This is a genomic window from Paenibacillus sp. FSL H8-0175 (genome assembly GCF_045040615.1).
In the GTDB taxonomy this organism is placed as follows: Bacteria; Bacillota; Bacilli; order Paenibacillales; family Paenibacillaceae; genus Paenibacillus_AQ; species Paenibacillus_AQ odorifer.
Map to the genome: position 1 here is coordinate 6,588,577 of NZ_CP150299.1, position 24,125 is coordinate 6,612,701.

A 24,125-nucleotide genomic window follows, 5' to 3' on the forward strand; every position below is an offset into this window, starting at 1 on the left:
ATATTTAAAATCACGCCATTCTGTCTAACTAAATCAAGATCGCTAGTAGAACGGTCCAGAGATGATACAATAAGTGGTACTAGTTTACTTGGTCTTTATTGTGCAATTCATAGTAGTAGTAATAGAAGTTAGCAATATGCTAAAATATTGTCGTACCTACAGGAAAAGGAGATTATAACGTGTCGAAACCAGTATACGGTAAAAACGCCGCTCAGTCGAGAAATGTTGAAAAGATAGCAAGTCCGATATGGGCATTAGTTGTTGGTTTTATTTTATTTTTGTGTTGGACCCCATTTCAAGTGGGATTGTTTAATGGATCACTAGTTGATTACGAGAAGCCAATATATGTATCAGCACTATTAAGCGCACTGATGCTGCTGGCCTGTGTTGGCTTGTATTACAAAAAGTTCAAGCTTGAAGGGCAGAGTGATTTAGTAGCTTGGGCAGCATTATTGCTCCCTGTGACCTATGCTCTGTCACTGTTTGTCGCAGTTTCGCATTACACGGCGATGAATATGCTATTTATTCAGTGTACATATGCCGCAGTTTTCATTATAGCCTTTTATCTCATGAAGCAAAAGCAAGTAAATGTTGTCATTCAAAATGCTATATTAGCGATTGCATATTTTATAGTGGGTTTTGGACTTTTAAATTGGTTAGGCAGCAGTAAATTAGCAGGAGCTCTTGTGGGCTGGTTCTCAAACACCGTCCGAAATGATGTCTACTTAGATGCAGTTATGACTGACTCTAACGGACTTCGTCTGACTTCGATCTTTCAGTACGCAAATACGTACGCAGCCTTCTTGATGGCCTTTCTATTTGTAGCAATATTCGCGCTTATTCGCTCTAAAAAATGGTATGGAACGTTGACGCATGGCTTTATGTTAGTTCCCATCATTGTGTCGATCTTGTTAACCTTATCTCGTGGCGGCTTAGTCCTGCTACCTGTAGTATTCATACTCCTACTTCTATTCCTAAAACCTGCACAGCAAATCCTTTGGATTCTGCATCTAGGAATTGCTGGTATTGTAGCTTTGCTCATTACGACACCCGTTACTAACCTAGGAATAGAGTTAAATGCTAATTTCACTTCTTCTTCAGCTTTAAAAGGTTGGGCGTATCTATTAGGAGCCTCAATAGTTGTGGCTGGCCTTTCTTGGGTCATTCAGCGTTTTGTCGCACCATGGTTGTATGCAAAACTAGAGAATTGGTCGTCACGTAAACGGACAGGTCTTTGGATTCCGCTCGGATCTGTCGCTCTAGTTGCTATTGTAGCTTTCTTGCTTATCGGTACGAGTGCAAAAAGCATCTTACCTGACAACATGGAGACTCGCCTCGAGAACATCAATTTCCAGCAACATAGCGTACTCGAGCGGATTACTTTTTATAAGGATGCCGTGAAGGTGGTTAAGGATTATCCGGTCCTCGGTGCTGGTGGAGGAGGCTGGGCCTCACTGTATGAGCATTATCAAAACAACCCTTATACAAGCCGGCAGGTGCATAACTTCTTCTTACAATTTCTCATTGAAGTAGGTATTGTTGGATTTCTCATATTTATGAGTTTCATTCTGTATATCTTCTATAAATATATTCGTGGATATGTAAAACGGGATAAAAACGAATTTGAGAATGGTTTCTTCTATCTAATTATTGCTCTATCTATTCTTGTGCACAGTCTACTTGATTTCAACATGAGTTATGCCTTTATGGGCATACTAGTTTTTATTGGCCTTGCCGGAATGGCCTCCGTTATGGATAGCAAGCCACTGCGGAAAAATTGGAATAAAGCGGGCATCCGTTTCGGATACCTCGCTGTGCTTTCTTTAGGAACCTTGTTCCTAGTGTTCTTGTCAATCAGCTATATTGGCTCCAGTAACTCTGCTTTGAAAGCTAAACAATTGAGAAGTTATAGCACTTCCTACGAAGAGCTTAGAGCCCCATTGATTGAGACTTTGAACAAACGTCCAAGTCATCCAGAATCGACAATTTATCTATCGGCCTTGGATCAGCAGGTATTTAGTCAAACACAACAGGAACAGTTCCTTGACGAGGCATACAGTGTATTAACTCGCGCACTCAAAGATGAGCCATACAACAAAAATCTTCTGCTCCAATTAGTGAGCTACTACGATCTGAAAGGTCAAAGCGACGTCGCCTTGGGTATTTACCGTGACAACGCAGATAAGTTCAACTGGGATATCGATTGGTATGATGCAATAATCAGCCGTTCCTTTGCCTTAGGTCAGCAGGCACTTAATCAAAAGGATGAGACAAAGAAACAAGAGTATTTCAATGAAGCGCAAGAAGCATATAATCACGTTCTTGCTGGAATAGAACATCTGAAGACTCTTCCACCAGAACAACTGCAAGGGCGCCCTTTCTCAGTAACGCCAACTATCGCTTTGAACGTTGGCAAAATGCAACTTTTATCCGGACAAGAGGATGCAGCGAACACCACTCTCAAGCTTAATTCAGATGCTAATTACACGGATATCATGAACAGTGAAACTCCATGGGATATAAATTGGTACAGTTCACTCATCAGCCGTTCATTTGATTTGGGGCAGGCAGCTTATGCACAACAAGATAATCCAGATAGAATAGACAACATGAAAGCTGGCTTTGTTATTGGGCTTTTGGCCTACGATCATGTACTTGCGGATAATGATCCTTCGAAGATATTTACTCCGGATGTGACACTGAAGGTAGGGAAAATGCAATATATGTCTGGAAAGATACAAATTGCAGCCTCCATCTTAAAAACAGCCTTAAGCCAAGATTTCGCTGATGCAACCAATCGTGAGATTGCTCGTTGGTACCTTGCTGCACTGGCGAAAACTGGTGGCGAGGATCAGGCACTATACGATTCGCTGATCGCAGCTGATCCTGCGGAAGCAGCACAAGTTGAGGCCATTACAAATTCACAATTTTAAAAAAGAATGAAACCATAAAAGCGCGCCACTGTAATAACCGTGGCGCGCCTTTTTTTTCGATTATACGAGATTTAATTATAGCCCGGTCTTAGCCGCTTCACTCTCAACAAGCTCTTTCATATAACGAAGCAAGTCATCTTTGAGCTCCTCGTGTTGAAGTGCGTAATGAATGGTGGTCTGGATAAAGCCCATTTTCTCACCCACATCATGACGTTTACCTTCAAAATCATAGGCAATAATTCGTTCAACCTCGCTAAGACGTGCTATCGCATCTGTAAGTTGGATCTCTCCACCTACACCCACCTGCTGTTCTCCAAGCATATCGAAGATACGCGGAGTTAAAATATATCGTCCCAGTATAGCTAAGTTCGAAGGAGCCTCTTCTCTCTTCGGCTTCTCTACTAGACGATTCGCCTTGTAGACACGTTCCGCCAAAGGCGAACCATCTACCACACCATACCGTGATACTTCCTCCCACGGAACAGGCTGAACACCCACGATAGAAGATTTATACTCGTCATATATGTCAATCATCTGTTTGAGGCACGGTTTGTCCGCTTCAACAATATCATCGCCGAGTAGGACAGCAAACGGTTCGTTTCCTATGAATTTACGTGCACACCAAATCGCATGTCCGAGACCTCTTGGCTCTTTTTGGCGGATATAATGGATATCAGCCATTTCAGAAGATTTGCGAACGGATTCAAGCAACTCCCACTTCTGCTTCTCAGCCAAGTTAAATTCCAGTTCAAATGAGTTATCAAAGTGGTCCTCAATCGCACGTTTGCCTTTCCCCGTTACAATAATAATATCCTCGATCCCGGAAGCGACTGCTTCTTCAACAATATATTGGATCGTTGGTTTATCTACAATCGGTAGCATTTCTTTAGGCATTGCTTTAGTTGCAGGTAAAAAACGAGTGCCGAGACCTGCGGCGGGAATAATCGCTTTACGGATCTTCATCACATTAACTCCTTCTATCGTATACTCTTTTCAATTACATATCTGTAAGTACCCTAAAATGGCATATTTCTTTCAATTATAGCAGTTACAGCACATTTATGTCAGAGTGTTTGTTATATTTGTATATCTATTCCAATGAAATAAGAGGGCAGGAATTATAATCAATTATTGCTATTTTAAATACTTTGCTGACCCTATAATATACTACTATTTAGTATATGCAAATTAGGATGAGGACGAGATCAATTCTAAAAAAAGGGCTAAGCAATACCAGCATCTACCTGGTAGTTACTTAGCCCTTATCTTTAACTCTTAACTCTTAACTCTTAACTCTTATTACTTCGCGTTCACCAATTGCCCACGCGTTACACCAAGTTGGTTAGTAGCCTTTAGGCTCTTCCATACCTGTGTACCAGAGATTTCACCACGCAGAGCGCGGCTGTAGAGGCTGATTACCTCAGCCACTTGCTCTGGCGTCTCTTCCAAGAACTCCACACGGTATGAAGATACTCCTAGTTCACGGAAATTATTCAGATACTCCGCACCAGACTGCTCAACAGCGTTATAGACGGTATTACGGCAGCCTTCATCCACACGAACTGGATGTGACATTCCAATACGGTCTTGCAAAGAAGCACGGTGCTCTTCACAAGGACGACCACAGTTCGTATAGTCTGTGCCTTCACTCATAAAGGTACAGTACACACAGTGTTCAGTATGGAACATCGGCAAATGCTGATGAATAACAACCTCCATCCGGGACGTATCACTGTGTTCAAGCAGATCAACCATCTGTTGAATGTTCAAGTCATAGGATGGCGTTACTATGTCACAGCCAGCCTCAAGGAACAAATCCACTGCTTTATGATTGGCGATATTCAGTGAGAAATCACCGATCAGGCGTGGATGCACAGCATCCGGCTGCTCCTGGCGGCGGCGCAGATAATAATATAACGCGCCTGTATTACGCACGAGCACAGCATCCGGCTGCAAGCGAAGAATATTCGCGTGGTAGCCGTTCTCGCCCGGCATATGAATGCGCGGCGTGGCCAGCGCTATGCTGGCCCCTGCAGCCCGTACCGCATCTACCGCTGCCGGGAACTGCTTGATAAACTCGAAGTCGGCGTAGATGTTTCTCACGCCGGCCTCGAGCGCAGCCTGCACCTGCGGCAGGCTGCGGCACAGCGCGGTGAGCTCCGCTTCACCAACGCGCTGCGGAGCGACGCCCTTGTGGGTGGCGTCGCCGTAAACCTCGATCACCCGTTTCACATAGACGGGCGGTTTCGGGCGCTCGCCCGCAAGCAGCTCCACCGCTTGGCGGCGGATGCTGTTCAGCTCGCGCATAGGGACAATGACGTCGCCTTGCAGATGCGACTCCAACGCGTCAAGCTGGAACACGGTCCCGCCCAGGCGGCCGAATTGTTCTTCCAGCAGCGCGGTATCCATCGGACGCTTTTGCGCGGCTTCCAGCGCGAGCTCCGAGTCCACACGGACGGTAACGTTCTTCTGAACGTCCGTCCACCAAGTCGTCAGCTTCTCGCCGACGCAGCCTTGCACTCTAACATGTACCGGAAATACCCGGTACGGCTTTTCAGTTTCATAAGTCTGGCGCAGCGCCTTATCTAACGCTGGGTCATTTGTCTTCCAAATGCGGTCACCGACATTTAGACGACGAAGATCCACATCATTACGACCGGCTACGATGTCGATGATCCAGCCTTCTCCGGCTTCGCCTTCCAGCTTCACACCTTTACGACGGAGGTCGTAGACACGACCGCCTTCTTCTTTTTTCGTTGGATCCCCAGCGTCAAAAACAATTCCGTCCCCACGCTTAAGCGGTGCATGAATACGGCAGACCACTCCGTCACGCAGAATTTGCTCAACCGTCCCCAAATATACACCACGGCTTTTTGGGAAAGTCCCGTCTACCAGTTTCTTATTGTTCGTTCCATCCAGGAAACCATGTGTAAACCCACGGGAGAAGCTTTGTTGCAGCTCGCGCACCTCCTCCTTCGAAGGTTTGGACAGATCGCCTTCAAAATACCGATCAATCGCTTTACGATACTTACTAACTACATTCGCTACATATTCCGGGCTTTTGAGGCGACCTTCGATTTTAAAAGAAGTCACACCCGCCTCGATCAGCTCAGGCATTAGATCAATTGCTGCCAGGTCCTTAGGAGAAAGCAAATAAGTTACGTCTCCCATAGGTTTTACCTCACCATCCACCATCAGATCATAAGGCAGGCGGCAAGCCTGCGCACATTCACCGCGGTTGGCAGAACGTCCGCCCCACATTTCAGAAGTCAGACATTGACCTGAGTAGGAAACACACAAAGCACCGTGTACGAATACTTCCATCGGTAAGCGGGCTTGCTCTCCGATCGTACGAATTTGTTTCAGATTGTTCTCACGACCTAATACCACACGTTCCAAACTGAAAGGTTTAGTAAACTCGACCGCTTCCGGCGAAGTAATGGTCATCTGTGTCGATCCGTGAATCGGGAAATCCGGTGAGATTTCGCGGATCATTTTGACCAAACCTAAATCTTGTACAATTACTGCGTCCACACCAGCATCCACGCACGCATCAATCAGTTCTTTTGCATCAGACAATTCATTTTCAAAAACCAGTATATTAAAGGTCAAAAATCCCTTCACACCATAGCTATGCAAAAACGCCATAATTTCCGACAGCTCGTCCATGCGAAAGTTGTTCGCTCTGGCCCGTGCATTAAACTTCTCTACGCCAAAAAAGATAGCATCCGCTCCGTTTGCTACCGCTGCACGCATGCAGTCCCAATCACCTGCGGGTGCCAATAGCTCCACGTCTTCTCTGCGTATTTGTTGCTCTTTCATTTATATCCTCCCAAACCGCCATTTGACGGGTCATTTCTAGTTGATTAACTTGATAATTGTATCAAATATCACACTTGAGCGCTATGCGTTTACCAACATTTATATAGAATAAAAGTCATAATGCTGTCAGGAAGCTGACTTCTTGCTTATTGCACTTTACTCCATGAATGTTGTAGAACATGCAACTTTATTGCCTAATCCAGCGCTTCGACAACTAAATGTTGTACATAAAGCATCATTTTAGCTATTCACATTATGCCCAACTTGGATAACATTGGATCAAAACCTCCTAAAACAACCCTTCCGACAACCCTTCTATCGGTACATAGTAACAAATATATGTATTTTTTATAATAGGCCGCAGCTAACCCTTATCCACTAAACTCTGCAACCATTTACGAGCAAAACGAAAGTTAACGCCATAATCGTTCATAACATCCTTAGGTCGAATCCCTTTTCCCCCTTTATACAAAAAAAGAACGCCCCAAGCCAAATCGGCAACTGGGACGTTCTTCGTCTGATTAAATTATACGCCTCTATTCGTGTGTCAGCTACGATTTTCGTACTTTTTTAACTACTTACTGTTTGTAAACCGAAACGATTGTAGTGTCTTGTCTAACAGAGCCTGCTGTTCTGCAGTGGCATTGGCATCATTCAGCGTAACGGTAATCGTGTAGACCACATCATTTTTACCAAACACAACCTGCTTACTGCGAAGAGGGATGCCATTTTTGATTTGATGTGCAGTTATGATCGTAGCAGGGACATCCGCAATGGTAGACTCCACTACACTTTCTATACGAGGGCCTTTGGGATCATTATTTTTATTTTGATAAGCATCTTTGAGCACATTAACTGTATAATCCACTGAACCCTCGGGTTTTGAGTTGATCTGTAGACGTCCTCCGCTGAACCGATATTCAATCGACTGCGTCTCAAAAATATCCTGATAAGGTGTCCATAAACTTGGAATATCAATGGCATAACCGTAGGTTTTGGATACTTTGGTTAGTGTCTTATTTTTGAGCGTCTTATAATCATCACTAGCGAGTCGCCCGAAGTTCTCCTTCAGCAGAGCAAAATCAATATCAATAGAGGATATGATGGCTTTGAATTTTGCCTTATCGTCATCTTGCCCAGCAGCTGTTACATATTCAAAATAATAACGATACCCATTTTTGAGTATGAGAGCTTGATATTCTGTAGTAACACCGTTGCCGTAATTTAGCTGTAGCTCATTAATTTGTGCGGATACGCCCGAGATCTCCGACTTGTTGCTGTCTTTCAGAATATAAGCATCCGCTACAAAATTTTCTTTAGTTTTCATTTTCAGATCTTCAGCCCAGCTCTCTAGTGTAGAACCAGCAGGTGCCGAGGTAACTGCCACACTCAGATGACTTCCCTGCTTACTCTCGTAATAGAGATGCTGGTCGTCCTTACTCCAATCTGCGGGAACCTGTAGTGAAATCCCATAGTCCTCATTGTACGCGTCACGCAATCCACTTTTCACCGTAGAAAGATCACGGATTTTTTTACTTTTAGTATCAAAAGAAGGCTGGAAAGAGTTAAGTAATCCTGTATATTTAGCAAAATCCTTATAATTAACTGCTTTGTTATCCGTCAAATAAATCTCGTAGAGTCGACCTTCAGCATATAACAGTCTGCTTTCCCAGAGCGCTCCACTGGAATCTTTACTGATCAATCTAGCATAAGGTACCGCGGCTTTGGGGAACGACTCCCGATCCAATATCAACTCCCCACCTGCCTCGACCTCCCGAACCAGCTGTTCCAGCAGCCCATCCGCATCCACCGCAACCGCCTGGTCACTTACATGAATCTCCACATAATATAGATTGTCCGCACTTGAAAAGGTAGCCACACTTTCATCTCCACCGCTATTTCCAGCAATCAGCCCAGAGGGATAATTCAGTGTCCAATGATAATAACTGTTTCCAATTTGAGTCTTACCAACATCGCTGTCAATCCCAGTATCCTCTGGCGTATCTTCTTCGTTGTCTATAGGAACTAGGGTAACCATTAGCTCACCCCCACTCCCTTGAGAGAGGGTCGCACCTAACACATCAGCTACAAAACGTAGCGGTACCATCAGCACATCTGAAACCATCCGGGGCGCTGAGCCCAGTTTAACTTTGATCCCATCCTTCCAAGCGATATCACTCCCAATCGTCATCACCCCTGAATGAGCACCATAGGTTACTTTTACAACATTGTTCTGCTCTAAGGAAACAGTGCTGCCAAACGTCTTTTTAAAAACCCCAAGCGGGACCATAACCGTTCCATTCTCCGTATAAGGCCGCTCGATAGCCAACTTCTTACCATTCACCGTAGCTGAAGTACTGCCAACTTTTAGACTCAGCTGTAGCTTATCTCCTTGTGAAGCTAATACTGTTTGTATGGGTAATATAGAAAATAGCAGTAATAAGGCCAGCATCGCACAAAATCCTTGCTTTAAAATTCTTAAGCCCATTTATTGTCCCCCTCTCCTGTTTGCTGATCACTCATCCGCGTGCTCGTCCCCATCCGTTTCATAATCATCTCCGCTTAACAACGGATCACCTTGAGTGAGCACGAGTTTACGGACGACGATATCCCCATCGCTTTGCATAACCAGCCGCACAGTTGCTCCCGGCAGGTAGCTTTTGAACAATTCATTAATATCAACTAGTGAGACCACACGATGCCCATCGATGCTATACAAGACGTCCCCTTCAGCAACCCCTGACTTGAGCGCTTCTGAAGACACCACCTTAGTGACGGACAGCGGGTCCAGCGTTGGCAATCCCACAATCGTAGACCAGCTCGCCTCCAGCTCTAGCCCTAGACTCGGATGCTGTACCTCACCATATTTTAAAAGCTGGTTCATAATATACTGCACAGTATTCGCTGGAATCGAAAACCCCATATTTTCCACACCCACCGCTGAGTATTTCAGGCTGTTGATTCCCAGCACCTCACCCTTCATATTTACAAGCGGCCCTCCGCTGTTTCCGGGATTAATCGCAGTGTCACTCTGGATAAGACGATACGCCGCATCTACCTCACGGTTAAGACCACTTATAACGCCTACTGTCGCTGAGTTTCGTAGAGAAAAGCTAATCGGTGTTCCGATAGCAATAACCTTCTCCCCAACCACTGTTTTGCCACTCGCTGGAATAAACTTGGCGGGCTTTAAATGGGTGGCATTGATTTTGATCAGCGCCAGATCACTAACTTCATCCAGATAGGTTTCTTTAACGGTGTAGGTTTTGGAGTCCGAAGTGACCACTATGGCATTTTGCAGATCCTTGATTACATGAGCATTGGTTACAATCCATCCGTTCGATTTCACAATGATGCCGGAGCCATGCGTCAGATTGTACCGATCATCCGGGCCACTATTACCGCCACTCTCGTCTTTACCGATAATGCCCACAACAGAAGGAGTGATACTTTTAATAATTCCAGGTATCGGATCTTCTGCCGCTGCTTTACTAACTACCTTACTAGTACTATCAAAAGCAAACACCGACTGACTCCATACTCCCGACAGCACTACGCCGCACAGTAATAGACCCAATCCTTTCTTCACCAGCTTCTCCCCAATACTCCTCATTCCTCACCAAACCCTCTCTTTGCCAATGGATAAATTTAACATTATATAATTTGAAAAAAGACGCCTTCAATGCGCCCATGGCGTTAAAGGAGTCTTTTGGTGCAAAGCTGTTCAATTTAGTTCTTTCATTAACTTAACCAATGCATCACCATGGCATAGTCAGAGATCACAAAAACCAGCAAGCTAACGGCTCCAAAACCAATGGCAAATTTGTTCTTCTGGGGAGCTTTCAATAGTCGAACAACCCCGACCAAAATCAAGATGGTAAATAAAATCATAAACACATCAAAGGTATGAAATTTAGACGGTCCTTGCGCGGCAACTTCTGCAAGCAGCATAACCTTACCTCCTCAAAAATGTTGTCAAGCAAGATCCAGTAATCCCCATATCACCTTCTATGTTATCGCTACCATTTGGGCGATGCAATAGGTTTTGTAGAAAAATTATGTATTTGTCGCAAAAAATATATTTTATCCCTGCAAAATCCGTAATATTGATGAGATTGATCACTGACAATTGAGTGCAACATAGTGAAAAGTGCTGTGAGCCCAGTCAACTCTTTCGTCGTGAAGGTTACAATAGAAAGTCCATTAACTGCTTTAGAGATGAAATAAATTGAGCAGTGAATTGGAATTGGAATTCAGAACTTAGAACTTAGAACTCTGGGCTCGAAATTTAGGGTTTTAATGAATTAGGGAAATATTCCCTAAAATTGACCGATTATCAGCTCATTTTGTGATTTTCAGGGAGGTTTTCCCTAATCTAATAAACAGTTATTTGATAGAGTGATATGAAGGATTAATTATTCGGTTTTCAAGGAACTTTTGACCCTAATGTTAATCACTTACCCGTTAACCCTATCAACAGAATACTCCTCATTGAATCTTACTACGAACATGTCCTACATATGCCTACCTTGCCTATTATTAAATCCATTTTTTCTATAGAATTCGTATAACTTTTGCTAGAAATATCACATCATATATCTATGAGCCGTCTTTCGTATAATCACCGGATAAACTACAACGCCTTAAATGGCCTTGACTCCATTCTAGAGGACGAGATTAGCTGTTCGTTGTTATTTGTTAGATATTTTCCCTGTGAAAATTATTGCTTACAACCTACAATAAAAGCCCCGGCAAGATACCGAGGCCTTATTATACATAGGTTATATTACTTACTGTTTATTTAGAGGGTTTCCGCCGTCTCAAGCATAAGCGCTTCGGTCCGCTCTGTATCACGAATCAGAACCGGTTTCAGATACTTACCTGTGTAAGACTCTGTGACTGTAATGATCTTCTCCGGTGTCCCTGTTGCCAGGACGGTACCCCCGCCGCTACCACCTTCCGGTCCCATATCGATGATATAATCCGCTGTCTTGATTACATCCAGATTATGTTCAATAACAAGAACCGATTCTCCGGAATCCACCAAACGATGCAATACCTCAAGCAGACGACCAATGTCATCTACATGCAGGCCTGTTGTAGGCTCATCCAAAATATAAAGTGTTTTACCCGTGCTGCGACGGTAGAGCTCAGAAGCCAACTTTACCCGCTGTGCTTCACCACCGGATAAAGTGGTTCCCGGTTGACCAATCTTAATATACCCAAGTCCTACATCCATCAATGTTTGCATTTTACGATGGATACGCGGGATATTTACAAAAAACTCTGTTGCGTCCTCTACCGTCATCTCTAACACATCTGAAATGTTTTTGCCTTTATATTTCACTTCTAGTGTTTCCCGATTATACCGTTTGCCCTTACATACTTCGCAAGGGACATACACATCCGGCAAGAAGTGCATCTCAATCTTAATGATCCCGTCTCCACGGCAAGCTTCACAACGTCCGCCTTTTACGTTAAAGCTGAAGCGCCCCTTTTGGAAACCACGTACCTTAGCCTCATTTGTCTTGGAGAACAGGTCCCGGATGTCATCGAATACACCTGTATAGGTTGCTGGGTTGGAACGCGGCGTCCGCCCGATTGGCGACTGATCGATTTCAATAACTTTATCGAGATTTTCTAGTCCACGAATTTCTTTATGCTGACCAGGACGCACCTTCACAGCCTTATTCAACTGCCGTGCCAGACTCTTGTAAAGAATCTCGTTGATAAGCGAGGATTTACCAGAACCCGATACACCTGTCACCGCTGTAAATACACCTAATGGAATCTTCACATTCACATTTTTCAGGTTATTCTCTTTAGCACCACGTATTTCTACCCAGCGATCATCGGTAGGACGGCGTTTAGCGGTAACCGGAATAAATTTACGTCCGCTTAAATATTCACCCGTTAATGAATTCGGATCTTTCATAATCTCTTCTGGCGTCCCTTGAGCCATAACTTGTCCACCATGAATACCTGCGCCCGGACCAATATCAATAATATAATCCGCTGCCATCATCGTATCTTCGTCATGCTCTACAACAATCAGCGTGTTGCCTAAATCACGCATATGCGCAAGCGTAGAGATCAGGCGATCATTGTCCCGTTGATGCAAGCCAATACTTGGCTCATCCAGAATGTACAATACGCCCATGAGACTTGAACCGATCTGAGTAGCCAAGCGAATACGCTGCGCCTCACCACCGGAAAGCGAACCCGCTGCACGGCTAAGCGTCAAATAATCCAAGCCTACATTCACAAGGAATCCAAGCCGATTGCAGATCTCTTTTAAAATGAGATTGGCGATGGCTGTTTCTTTTTCGCTCAATTTTATCTCTTCAAACCAATGCTGACAGTCTCCTATTGAAAGGTCCGTAACATCAGAAATATTATGATCATTGATAGTCACAGCTAATATTTCTTTTTTCAGACGTTTACCTTTACATACATGACATGGCTTAGCACTCATAAATCCTTCGATAAATTCACGAATACCATCCGAAGCAGTTTCACGGTAACGCCGCTCGAGGTTAGGTATAATCCCTTCAAAAGCAACCATCGCATCTTTCTTTTGACCGAAATCATTTTCATAACGGAAGCGAACCTTCTCACTGCCTGTACCATTCAGTAATTTATTCATATGATCAGGTGTCAGACTGCTTACCGGAACGTTCTGAGGAATTTTAAAGTGTTCACAAACCGACTTCAGAAATTGCGGATAGTAATTAGAAGTACTTCCAGTCCAAGCTAAAAAAGCACCTTCTTCAATGGATTTCTCAGCATCAGGAATAAGCAGGTCTGGATCGACCACCATCTTCATGCCAAGTCCATCGCACTCTGTACAAGCTCCAAACGGACTGTTGAAAGAGAACATCCGTGGTGCCAACTCTTCAATACTAAAACCACAAATTGGACAAGCAAAGTTAGAGCTGAAAAGCAGCTCTTCCTGGCCGATGATATCAACAAGGATTTTACCGCCCGAAAGCTTAAGCGCCGTCTCCAGTGAATCCGTCAGCCGGGTCTCCACATCGTCTTTAACAACGATCCGGTCTACCACAACTTCTATTGTATGTTTTTTATTCTTTTCTAGTTCAATATCCTCTGACAGATCTCTTAGCTCCCCGTCCACACGCACACGTACGAAGCCTTGCTTAGAGATATCTGTGAAAAGCCCTTTATGCTCACCTTTACGTCCTGAAATGATTGGCGCCAGGATCTGTAACCGAGTTTTCTCTGGATACTGCATAATCCGGTCTACCATCTGTTCAACGGTCTGGGAGGTAATCTCAATGCCATGCTCTGGGCAATGGGGATGACCAATACGTGCAAAGAGCAGCCGCAAATAGTCATAAATCTCCGTAACTGTACCTACCGTGGAGCGTGGGTTCCGGCTTGTTGTCTTCTGATCTATAGATATCGCCGGGGACAAACCATCAATCGAATCCACATCTGGTTTCTCCATTTGTCCCAAAAACTGACGTGCATAAGCCGACAAAGATTCAACATAACGCCGTTGTCCTTCAGCATAAATCGTATCAAATGCAAGCGATGATTTACCTGAGCCGCTAAGTCCCGTCAGCACGACGAAACGGTCACGTGGAATCGTCACATCGATGTTTTTGAGATTGTGCGCCCTCGCGCCTTTAATTACAATATTTTCGTTCGCCAACGGAACCTCTCCTTTTAAAAAAACTATTTCAACTTTATTTCAAAATATTCTCAAAGCCTTTTCAAAGCCCTTTCAAAGCCTTTCGATCCCTCCCAAACCCTCCCTTCCAAGGGAGGGCCCCAAGGGTTGCACCCTCTGGACACCCGCATTTTCTGGAGAAGGAGTATGGTGGGAGGTAACTTAGTGACTACGACGCTCGGAGCGCTTATCCCTGCGGGACCGCTTGGACATTCTCGCACTACCTAAAAGCAGGTACAAGCAACTGTCATAGACGTTGCATGGTGCTGTCCCTGCGGGATACGCAAAAGTCCAAGTTCATTGCATGGTGCTGTCCCTGCGGGATACGCAAAAGTCCAAGTTCATTGCATGGTGCTGTCCCTGTGGGATACGCATAAGTGCCAAGTGCATTTCGGGCGCTGTCCCTGCGGATACGCATAAGTGTCATAAACATCGCGGGATACGCGACCCTCTATTGATTCAAAAAGAACGGTCTAGGACAGCACCGTTCAATACCTATTTTAAATATCGGTGATGCATTAATAGTTTATTACTCAGCCCGAAGCTCCAGCAATGCGTCGCGTAGCTCTGCCGCGCGTTCGAATTGCAGGTTCTTGGCAGCGTCCTTCATTTCAGCTTCCAGACGCTGGATCAGACTTTGTTTTTCTTTCTTATTCATCTTGCCACCAACACCTGTGAGATAATCAGCTTTAGACTCAGCAACCTTCGTTGCCTCGATGATGTCACGCACTTTTTTATTAATAGTGGTTGGGGTGATGCCATGTTTCTCATTATGGGCAATCTGAATGGCGCGACGGCGCGATGTTTCGCTCATCGCCTTCTCCATCGAATCAGTGATCCGATCACCATACATGATTACACGACCCTCAGAGTTACGAGCCGCACGGCCAATCGTCTGAATTAGTGAACGTTCGGAACGAAGGAACCCTTCTTTATCGGCATCGAGAATTGCAACTAAAGATACCTCCGGTAAGTCGAGACCTTCTCTCAGGAGGTTAATCCCTACCAGTACATGGAACGTACCGAGACGAAGATCCCGCAAGATCGCCATCCGTTCCAGTGTCTTGATGTCAGAGTGCATGTAACGAACCTTAATCCCGATTTCCTTAAAGTAGTCTGTCAGATCCTCCGACATCTTCTTCGTCAAAGTGGTAACGAGTACACGTTCATCGCGTTCAACCCGGTCACGGATTTCGCTAATCAGATCATCAATCTGACCTTCTGTAGGACGGACCTCGATGATTGGATCCAATAGACCAGTCGGACGGATAATCTGCTGCACCATAGTTTCGCAGTGTTCCATTTCATAAGGTCCAGGTGTCGCGGAAACGTAAATGATCTGGTTTACTTTATCTTCGAACTCTTCGAACTGAAGCGGACGGTTATCCAGTGCAGAAGGCAGACGGAAACCATGCTCTACCAACACTGTTTTACGCGCCCGGTCACCGTTATACATCGCCCGAATTTGCGGAAGGGTAACATGGGATTCATCTACGACGATTAACATATCATCAGGAAAATAATCCATTAACGTATATGGAGTTGCTCCCGGTTCCCTGAAGGTTAGTGGCCCGGAATAGTTCTCGATCCCCGAACAGAAACCCACTTCCTTCATCATTTCAATGTCGTAACGTGTCCGTTGTTCCAAACGTTGCGCTTCCAGAAGCTTGCCTGCGTCACGAAGCACGGTCAGCCGCTCTTCTAGCTCCCGTTCAATATTGACTATTGCTACACGCATCGTTTCTTCCTTGGTAACAAAGTGAGAAGCCGGAAAAATGGCGACATGATCGCGTTCACCGATCAATTCGCCCGTTAAAACATCTATTTCAGTGATCCGCTCAATCTCATCCCCAAACAATTCAACACGAATCGCATGTTCACCCTGAGAGGCCGGGAAGATCTCAACCACATCACCACGTACACGGAATGTTCCGCGTACAAAATTGATATCATTGCGCTGGTATTGAATATCCACCAGTCTGCTCAGAATCTCATTGCGCGGTTTCTCCATCCCAACCCGCAAGGACAACAGCAAGCTTCCGTATTCCATTGGTGAACCGAGACCGTAAATACAAGACACACTCGCTACAATAATAACGTCACGCCGTTCGAACAAGGAGCTTGTCGCGGAGTGGCGAAGTTTATCAATCTCTTCGTTAATACTGGAATCTTTCTCAATATAAGTATCGGAGGAGGGAATATACGCCTCTGGTTGGTAATAGTCGTAGTAGCTGACGAAATAGTCTACCGAATTATTCGGGAAAAACTCCTTAAACTCACTTGCCAGCTGGGCAGCCAGTGTCTTGTTATGCGCAATAACCAGCGTGGGGCGATTTAATTTGGAAATAACTTGCGCGACAGTAAAGGTCTTCCCTGTACCTGTCGCTCCCAGCAGCGTCTGGTGCTTCTTACCCTGCCGGATGCCTTGTAGTAATTCATCTATGGCATGAGGCTGATCGCCCTGGGGTGTATACTCGGACTCCAATTCAAAAGTCTTCGTACTGACGACAATATCACTCATTTGCCCGTCTCCCCTCTATCGTCTAAACTAGATTAATATATTATAATTGTTGTCTGAATCTTCTCTCTCCATACGACAGTAAAAAATATGGAAGATAAGAATATGTGTTCCCGTTCATTATACAGTGTTGCTTAGATCGATGCAAACCATAATACACAGAAATGTTAGGAGCTTGAAGCATGGATATTACCGCAATAATCGGCCTAGTGGCCGGACTGGCTGCGCTAATCGGCGGCTACCTCTGGGAAGGCGGAAGCCTTTCCGGACTGCTGCAGCTTAATGCAGCTTTGATTGTATTTGGAGGTACGATTGCTGCCGTAATGATCAGCTTCCCGGCAGCTAAGCTACGCTCCATTCCCGCCGCTCTGCGCATGGCTTTTGGCCGCAATCCTGAACGTGATGAAGAGAAAGCAGAAGAGCTTATCGCAATGGCCACAGTGGCCCGCCGCGGCGGCGTTTTAATGCTCGAAAAACAAGCGGAACTGCATCCTGATCCTTTTACACGCGAAGGACTGTTGCTTATCGTCGATGGCACTGACCCTGAGCAGGTAAGACAGATTTTGGAATTGGAAATGGATGCGAAAGAATTGAAGCATGAAAGCTACGCCAAGATTTTTGAAGCCGCTGGCGGATATGCTCCAACGATGGGGATCATCGGTACAGTTATGGGACTCATTAGGGTACTGGGCAACCTTACGGACCCATCAAATCTAGGTACCTCTATCGCAGTAGCGTTCACTGCAACACTGTACGGAGTAGCCATCGCTAATCTAATATTTTTACCCATTGCTTCCAAAATCAAATCCCGCAGCCAAAGTGAGCTGCATAGCATGGAGATGCTTCTAGTAGGCATTCTTTCTCTACAGAACGGGGATCATCCGCTGCTGGTGCGTAAAAAACTGAACTCCTTCATTTCAGACACCACCACAGATGACCGTGCAGAAGCAAGAGGTTTTATATGAGACAAAGAGACCGGCGCAAACGGCGGGAAGAGAATCGAGAAAGCCGTGATCGTTGGATGATTACTTACGCTGATCTAATTACACTTTTACTTATATTTTTCGTTATATTGTATGCGATGAGCAGCCTGGACACTGACAAATATAATATCGTGACCGGCTCTTTATCCCAGACTTTCAAGTCGAACAGCACTGTTCTTGAAGGCGGGGATGGTATTTTAGATGCTGGAAAGACCCCTGACAACAAACCAGAGAGTACAGATGGGAATGCGAACGCAACTGCAAAACCAAATGACGGTTCTGATGAACAAACGGAGAATGAAACACCTTCAGCACGGGAGTTGGCTTTTCGAGAACAAGAGGCGAAGCTTGCTGAGTTAATGGGTGTGATCACCCACTATGTGGAGGAGAATAATCTCGGTGAACAAATATTTGTAGCCGACAAACCGCAGGGCATAGAAATCACGCTCAGCGACCGTTTTCTTTTTGATGTGGGTAAAGCAGATGTGAAGTCACCAGCCCTTCCTGCTCTTCAGCAGTTGTCTGGCTTATTCAAAGATATCGGAGCAACGATCAGCATTGAAGGACATACGGATAATACACCAGTGTCATCAGCTTCACGTTATAACGACAATTGGGAGCTATCGGGTGCTCGTGCGCTTTCTGTGCTGCGCTTTTTCTTAGATAATGAAGGACTGAACCCGGACACTTTTCAATATGCAGGTTATGCCGATACCCGACCAACAGCAGATAATACTACGGTAGCAGGCAAACAGAAAAATCGACGCGTAGAGATCATTGTACTTCGACAGCTTCAAGAGGTGGAATAAAATATAGTTGCTTGCGCTCAGAGCTAAGTTCGGCGGCAGGGGCCTTTGCAATTACCACATTGAGCTTACAAGGGGCTTCATCCAATTTAATTAGGGAAAACCTCCCTGATTATTCACCTATTATCGTATCCAATCGCGGAATGAGGGAATTTCTCCCTGATTATTACTCTTTTTAGTCTGAAATAGTGGTTTTACCGAGATGATTAGGGAGGAATTTCCTAAAACCCTAACTCTCACGCTATAATCGTCTAAAATGAGGGAGGTTTTCCCTAATTCCATACTCCACTAGACCCTCAAACCACTCGATTGGGTTTACGAATACTCGCACAATCCACATAAGAAACACAAACAGCAAGTCCCCGAATCACAGAAACTTGCTGCTAAAAATATCACACTTGATCAGACTATTTTCCGTCCCCGATTTCCAATTATTCAGCAACTAACGCGCTATAACCAGCTGCATCTAACAGACCTTTTACAGCATCAGCATACTCTCCATCAACTTCAATCTCAAAAATCCAACCCCCGCCATACGGCTGATCATTGATAAGCTCCGGACTAGCTTCTAATCCATCATTCACCTTGGTAACCGTCCCAGAGACGGGCGAATACAACTCCGATACCGTCTTAACGGATTCGATACTGCCTACGCTGTCACCGGCTGAAATGGTCGATCCTACCTCAGGAAACTCAACAAATACGATGTCGCCTAATAAATGCTGAGCATGGTCCGTAATCCCAACACGTACTACTCGCCCTTCTACTTGCTGTGCCCATTCATGCTCTTCGCTGTAAAGAAGGTTGTCTAATACTTCACTCATTTCAAGCCGCCTCATTTCCAATTTGGAGTTCTAAATTTAGTTATAGCCTAAGTTATCCCGGCTCACAATGTCAATATTACTAACAGGAAATTTAAATTTGTCATTTTTTCGACGTTTTCTTGTTGACAGCGCCCGACTATACCCGTTTAATGGAGACATACAAGAAGAAATGACGTTGTCGTCTTTTTATAGACAATAACCGTTTCTCGAAGAAATATAATTGCGGATGATGGCATAGGGAGAGACTGTCTCACTTGAAGACGGCGCCGAAGGAGTAAGCCCTAACAGGGGTGAATCTCTCAGGCAAAAGGACCTTTGTCGGACGTATCTCTGGAGAGCATCAGACGCAAGGCTAGATGCGTCAGATCACCAACGGGGAAACCTGCAAGCTAGTTACGGCAGGGTAACTCTCAGGTACAAAGGACAGAGCAGAAAGCGATTTGTGCATTTATGCATGATTGCTTCTGCCTGTCCTTTTTTCGTATGTAATCAGATCAAGGGGAGTGACGACATGGATGCTTTGAGAAGAACACCTTTTTATGATCTCTATTCCGCTTATGCGGAGTCCAGGTGCATTGACTTCGGTGGCTGGGAGCTGCCAGTACAGTTTACAGGTATCGTGAAAGAGCACGAAGCCGTTCGCCAGCAGGCTGGGCTGTTCGATGTCTCGCATATGGGTGAATTCATGGTGATTGGAAACGGTGCAGAAGCCTTTTTGCAAAAAATGACAACCAATGATGTCAGCCGCCTCACGGATGGTGCGGCACAATATACACTGCTCTGTTATCCAAATGGCGGAGTTGTCGACGACCTACTCGTGTATCGCCTAAGCGAAGGGCGTTATATGCTCGTCGTTAATGCCTCCAACATCGACAAGGACTTGCAGTGGCTGCAAGAGCATTTGACCTCTGAATTCGATGAAGTCACGCTCACTAATGTCTCTGACGAGACGCTTTTGCTCGCCTTGCAGGGTCCTCTGGCAGAGACCATTCTCGCGGAAGTTACTGATGCTCCTATTTCAGCACTCAAGCCTTTCCATTTCATCGAACGCGCTACCGTTTGCGGTGTAGAGGTACTTATCTCCCGTACGGGTTATACCGGTGAAGATGGCTTCGAGATCTACGCTCCGCTGGAAGGTGCAGAAACGTTATGGAACGGACTGCTTGCAGCAGGCGCGCCCCACGGATTAACACCTGCTGGACTGGGTGCACGGGATACCCTGCGTTTTGAGGCAAAATTACCACTGTACGGTCAGGAGCTATCCGCTGACATCACCCCGCTTGAAGCAGGAGTACAGTTCTTCGTGAAGCTGGACAAAATAGACTTTATCGGACGCGATGCACTAATACAGCAAAAAGAAACTGGGATTCCCCGTCGCCTTGTCGGCCTAGAAATGATTGATCGAGGCATTCCACGCTCCCATTATCCTGTTTGGGCAGATGGGGTTAAGATTGGTGAGGTCACAACCGGAACACAGTCCCCTACGCTGAAACGTAACCTGGGGTTGGCTTTGATTGATGCTGCTTACAGTGAAATAGGCACAGAGGTTTACGTAGAGATACGCGGTAAGCAGCTTAAGGCTGTAGTGATTAAGGCCCCTTTTTACAAGTATAAACGCCTTTAGCGTCCATATAAGGACGGTGAGCTTTTAAGCGAGAAATAGAAGAATAAAGTATAGCGTGAAAATTGTACTTTCTTATATTTTAAAAAAGCCAAGGAGTGAAACCTTAATGAAGCACCGTTATCTGCCCATGACAGAACAGGACCGCGTAGAGATGATGGAGGCCGTCGGGATTGAGTCTATAGATGAGCTGTTCTCCGATATTCCTGAAGCGGTACGTTACCAAGGCACTATGCCGATGTCTGAACCACTCGATGAATACGCCCTGCTGCGCCACATGAAAGGTTTGGCTGACCAAAATGCCGACTTTGATTCTCACGCCAGCTTCCTCGGTGCCGGATTATACGATCATCACATCCCTGTGGTCATAAATCATGTCATTTCCCGTTCTGAATTCTACACTGCCTACACTCCTTACCAACCGGAGATCAGCCAAGGTGAGCTGCAAGCGATCTTCGAATTCCAATCCTACATTTGCGAACTAACCGGTATGAAAGTTGCCAATGCCAGTATGTATGATGGCGCTACAGCTTTATCCGAAGCAGCGGTTCTCGCGGCTGGTGCTACCAAACGCAAAAAATTAATCGTCTCCCGTACCGTTCATCCTGAGGCTCGCCAAGTGCTACGTACTTCGGCTAATGCTTGGGGTCTGGAGGTGGTGGAGATTGACTATAAAGACGGTGTTACCGATCAAGCTAAGCTTGCTGAAGCTATCGATGGTGATACTGCCGCAGTACTGATGCAATCGCCTAACTTCTTCGGTAGCATTGAGGATCTTCGCTCGGTTGAGCTGCTGATCCATGCGGTTAAAGGTCTTCTTGTAGTCAGCGCGAACCCAATAGCTCTTGGTGTACTTGAAGCTCCGGGCAAACTTGGAGCCGACATCGTAGTCGGTGATGCTCAGCCACTCGGTATTCCAGCTTCTCTCGGGGGTCCAACTTGCGGATTCTTTGCCGTAGCTGATCACCTGATGCGCCGCATGCCAGGCCGGATCGTTGGCCAAACGGTAGACCGTAATGGTAAACGTGGCTTCGTTCTTACACTTCAAGCGCGTGAACAGCATATTCGTCGTGAAAAAGCGACATCGAATATCTGCTCCAATCAGGCACTGCTGGCTCTCTGCGCATCCGTCTACTTGTCCGTTATGGGCAAAGAAGGCATGCGTGAAGTAGGCGAACTAAATATTCGCAAAAGCCATTACGCTGCTAATAAACTTAGCGGACTAACAGGTGCTGAACTTGCCTTCTCCTCCCCATTCTTTAACGAATTTGTTGTGAAGCTTCCTGAAGGCAGCAGCGTGACCGCTATTAATTCTAAGCTGCTGAAGGACGGTTATCTCGGCGGTTATGATCTGGGTCGTGATTATCCTGAACTTGCTGGACATATGCTGGTTGCCGTAACGGAAAAAAGAAGCAAAACCGAAATCGACCAATTCGCTAGCGCACTGGAGGGCTGTTTATGAAACCGGAGCAAAGTCTAATTTTTGAATTAAGCCGTCCGGGCCGCTCGGCCTACTCCTTGCCACTATGCGATGTACCACAGGAAGAAACCTTGGAGTCCCTGATTCCATCAGGTTTACTCCGTAGCGAACCCGTCGTACTTCCAGAAGTATCGGAAGTGGATGTCATTCGCCACTACACTTCTCTTTCACGTCGTAACTTTGGTGTAGACAATGGCTTCTATCCACTCGGTTCATGCACGATGAAATACAATCCGAAGATTAACGAAGATGTTGCCCGCTTCTCCGGCTTCGCCAAAATTCATCCCTACCAACCGGAAGAAAGTATTCAAGGCGCACTGGAATTAATGTATACCCTGCAAAATGATCTGTCCGCGCTGACGGGCATGGATGCTGTATCCTTACAGCCTGCCGCAGGTGCTCATGGTGAATGGACCGGCCTCATGATGATCCGCGCCTACCATGAAAGTCGCGGCGAGACGCGTACTAAGGTTATCGTGCCGGATTCCTCGCACGGAACCAATCCTGCTAGTGCCTCAGCAGCAGGACTTGAAACGATCACGATCCCTTCCACAGATAAAGGAATGGTCGATCTTGAAGCACTGAAAGCAGCCGTCGGTAGTGACACAGCCGCACTAATGCTAACTAACCCAAGCACACTCGGCTTGTTCGAAACCCAAATCGTCGAGATTGCTGAGATCGTGCATGAAGCAGGCGGCCTACTCTATTACGATGGAGCCAACTCCAATGCCATTATGGGCATTACCCGACCTGGCGACATGGGCTTTGACGTTGTGCATCTGAACTTGCACAAAACGATGAGTACCCCACATGGCGGTGGCGGCCCTGGGGCCGGACCAGTCGGCGTAAAATCTATCCTCATTCCATTCTTGCCTCAACCTACTGTGGTGAAGAATGAAGATAGCAGCTTCTCACTCGACTTCGGCGGACACGAATCCATTGGACGCGTGAAAGCTTTTTACGGAAACTTTGGTATTCTGGTTCGTGCCTATGCCTACATTCGCACCTATGGTCCAGACGGACTACGTGAGGTATCCGAAAATGCCGTGCTGAATGCGAACTATATGATGCACCGTCTGGCGCCGTATTTTGAAATCCCATATCCGGGTGTATGTAAGCATGAATTCGTAATGTCCGGCAAAAACCTCAAGCAGTATGGTGTGCGCACCTTAGACGTTGCTAAACGATTACTCGACTTCGGCTACCACCCGCCAACCGTGTACTTCCCTCTGACCGTTGAGGAATGCATGATGATCGAGCCGACGGAAACCGAAAGTAAAGAAACGCTAGACGGCTTCATCGATACGATGATTCAGATCGTTAAAGAAGCGCAGGAGACACCCGAAATCGTAATCAACGCACCGCATACCACAGAGATTAGCCGTTTGGATGAGACACAGGCTGCGCGTAAGCCGGTTTTGAATTGTTCTTGCGGTTAATATTTC

At 45.7% G+C, this 24,125-nt stretch carries 14 protein-coding genes and 1 riboswitch; of the genes, 6 read left to right on the forward strand and 8 right to left on the reverse strand.

Translation table 11 applies throughout. From position 1 onward, the window contains the following. Positions 1-179: 179 nt before the first annotated feature. Positions 180-2,933 (forward strand): O-antigen ligase family protein, encoded by a 2,754-nt coding sequence (locus MHH46_RS29365; RefSeq protein WP_076192490.1) that lies wholly within the window; start codon positions 180-182, stop codon positions 2,931-2,933. A 75-nt stretch (positions 2,934-3,008) separates the two neighbouring features. Here MHH46_RS29365 and galU read toward each other — a convergent pair whose 3' ends face one another. The 7 genes from galU to uvrB all read right to left on the reverse strand — a co-directional run bounded on the left by galU (position 3,009) and on the right by uvrB (position 16,969). Next, positions 3,009-3,896: a UTP--glucose-1-phosphate uridylyltransferase GalU gene (gene galU, locus MHH46_RS29370; protein WP_076192487.1), complete on the reverse strand. Its 888-nt coding sequence runs from the start codon at positions 3,894-3,896 to the stop codon at positions 3,009-3,011. A 336-nt stretch (positions 3,897-4,232) separates the two neighbouring features. After that, positions 4,233-6,755 (reverse strand): U32 family peptidase, encoded by a 2,523-nt coding sequence (locus MHH46_RS29375; RefSeq protein WP_076192485.1) that lies wholly within the window; start codon positions 6,753-6,755, stop codon positions 4,233-4,235. Positions 6,756-7,329: 574 nt separating this feature from the next. Beyond that, a complete protein-coding gene (locus MHH46_RS29380) occupies positions 7,330-9,243 on the reverse strand; it encodes a stalk domain-containing protein (protein WP_076192483.1) in 1,914 nt (637 codons plus the stop codon). A 27-nt stretch (positions 9,244-9,270) separates the two neighbouring features. Further along, on the reverse strand, positions 9,271-10,368 hold the full coding sequence (locus MHH46_RS29385) for a S1C family serine protease (RefSeq protein WP_076192481.1): 1,098 nt from the start codon (positions 10,366-10,368) through the stop codon (positions 9,271-9,273). 128 nt (positions 10,369-10,496) lie between these two features. Then, entirely contained in the window at positions 10,497-10,706 is a 210-nt protein-coding gene (locus MHH46_RS29390) for a DUF2759 family protein (RefSeq protein ID WP_036678627.1), read from the reverse strand. 850 nt (positions 10,707-11,556) lie between these two features. Further along, entirely contained in the window at positions 11,557-14,430 is a 2,874-nt protein-coding gene (uvrA, locus tag MHH46_RS29395; protein WP_076137311.1) for an excinuclease ABC subunit UvrA, read from the reverse strand. Positions 14,431-14,977: 547 nt separating this feature from the next. Next, positions 14,978-16,969, reverse strand: a complete 1,992-nt coding sequence (gene uvrB / locus MHH46_RS29400; protein WP_036678623.1) for an excinuclease ABC subunit UvrB — start codon at positions 16,967-16,969, stop codon at positions 14,978-14,980. Between the two features lie 179 nt (positions 16,970-17,148). Here uvrB and MHH46_RS29405 point away from each other — a divergent pair, with 179 nt between their 5' ends. Both MHH46_RS29405 and MHH46_RS29410 read left to right on the forward strand, forming a co-directional pair. After that, positions 17,149-17,931: a flagellar motor protein gene (locus MHH46_RS29405; protein ID WP_076123782.1), complete on the forward strand. Its 783-nt coding sequence runs from the start codon at positions 17,149-17,151 to the stop codon at positions 17,929-17,931. Continuing rightward, complete coding sequence (locus MHH46_RS29410; RefSeq protein WP_076192478.1) at positions 17,928-18,758, forward strand: flagellar motor protein MotB; 831 nt, start codon at positions 17,928-17,930, stop codon at positions 18,756-18,758. The genes MHH46_RS29405 and MHH46_RS29410 overlap by 4 nt, the downstream gene beginning before the upstream one ends. Positions 18,759-19,186: 428 nt before the next feature. On the opposite strand, the gene gcvH is transcribed toward MHH46_RS29410, so the two are convergent. Next, a complete protein-coding gene (gene gcvH, locus MHH46_RS29415) occupies positions 19,187-19,579 on the reverse strand; it encodes a glycine cleavage system protein GcvH (protein WP_036678614.1) in 393 nt (130 codons plus the stop codon). Between the two features lie 226 nt (positions 19,580-19,805). Beyond that, positions 19,806-19,904: riboswitch (glycine riboswitch) on the forward strand. 186 nt (positions 19,905-20,090) lie between these two features. Here gcvH and gcvT point away from each other — a divergent pair. The 3 genes from gcvT to gcvPB all read left to right on the forward strand — a co-directional run bounded on the left by gcvT (position 20,091) and on the right by gcvPB (position 24,119). Then, on the forward strand, positions 20,091-21,203 hold the full coding sequence (gene gcvT, locus MHH46_RS29420) for a glycine cleavage system aminomethyltransferase GcvT (RefSeq protein WP_076192476.1): 1,113 nt from the start codon (positions 20,091-20,093) through the stop codon (positions 21,201-21,203). A gap of 106 nt (positions 21,204-21,309) precedes the next feature. Next, positions 21,310-22,662, forward strand: a complete 1,353-nt coding sequence (gene gcvPA, locus MHH46_RS29425; RefSeq protein ID WP_076192474.1) for an aminomethyl-transferring glycine dehydrogenase subunit GcvPA — start codon at positions 21,310-21,312, stop codon at positions 22,660-22,662. Continuing rightward, complete coding sequence (gcvPB, locus tag MHH46_RS29430; RefSeq protein WP_076192472.1) at positions 22,659-24,119, forward strand: aminomethyl-transferring glycine dehydrogenase subunit GcvPB; 1,461 nt, start codon at positions 22,659-22,661, stop codon at positions 24,117-24,119. Before gcvPA ends, gcvPB begins: the two co-directional genes overlap by 4 nt. Positions 24,120-24,125: the final 6 nt, after the last annotated feature.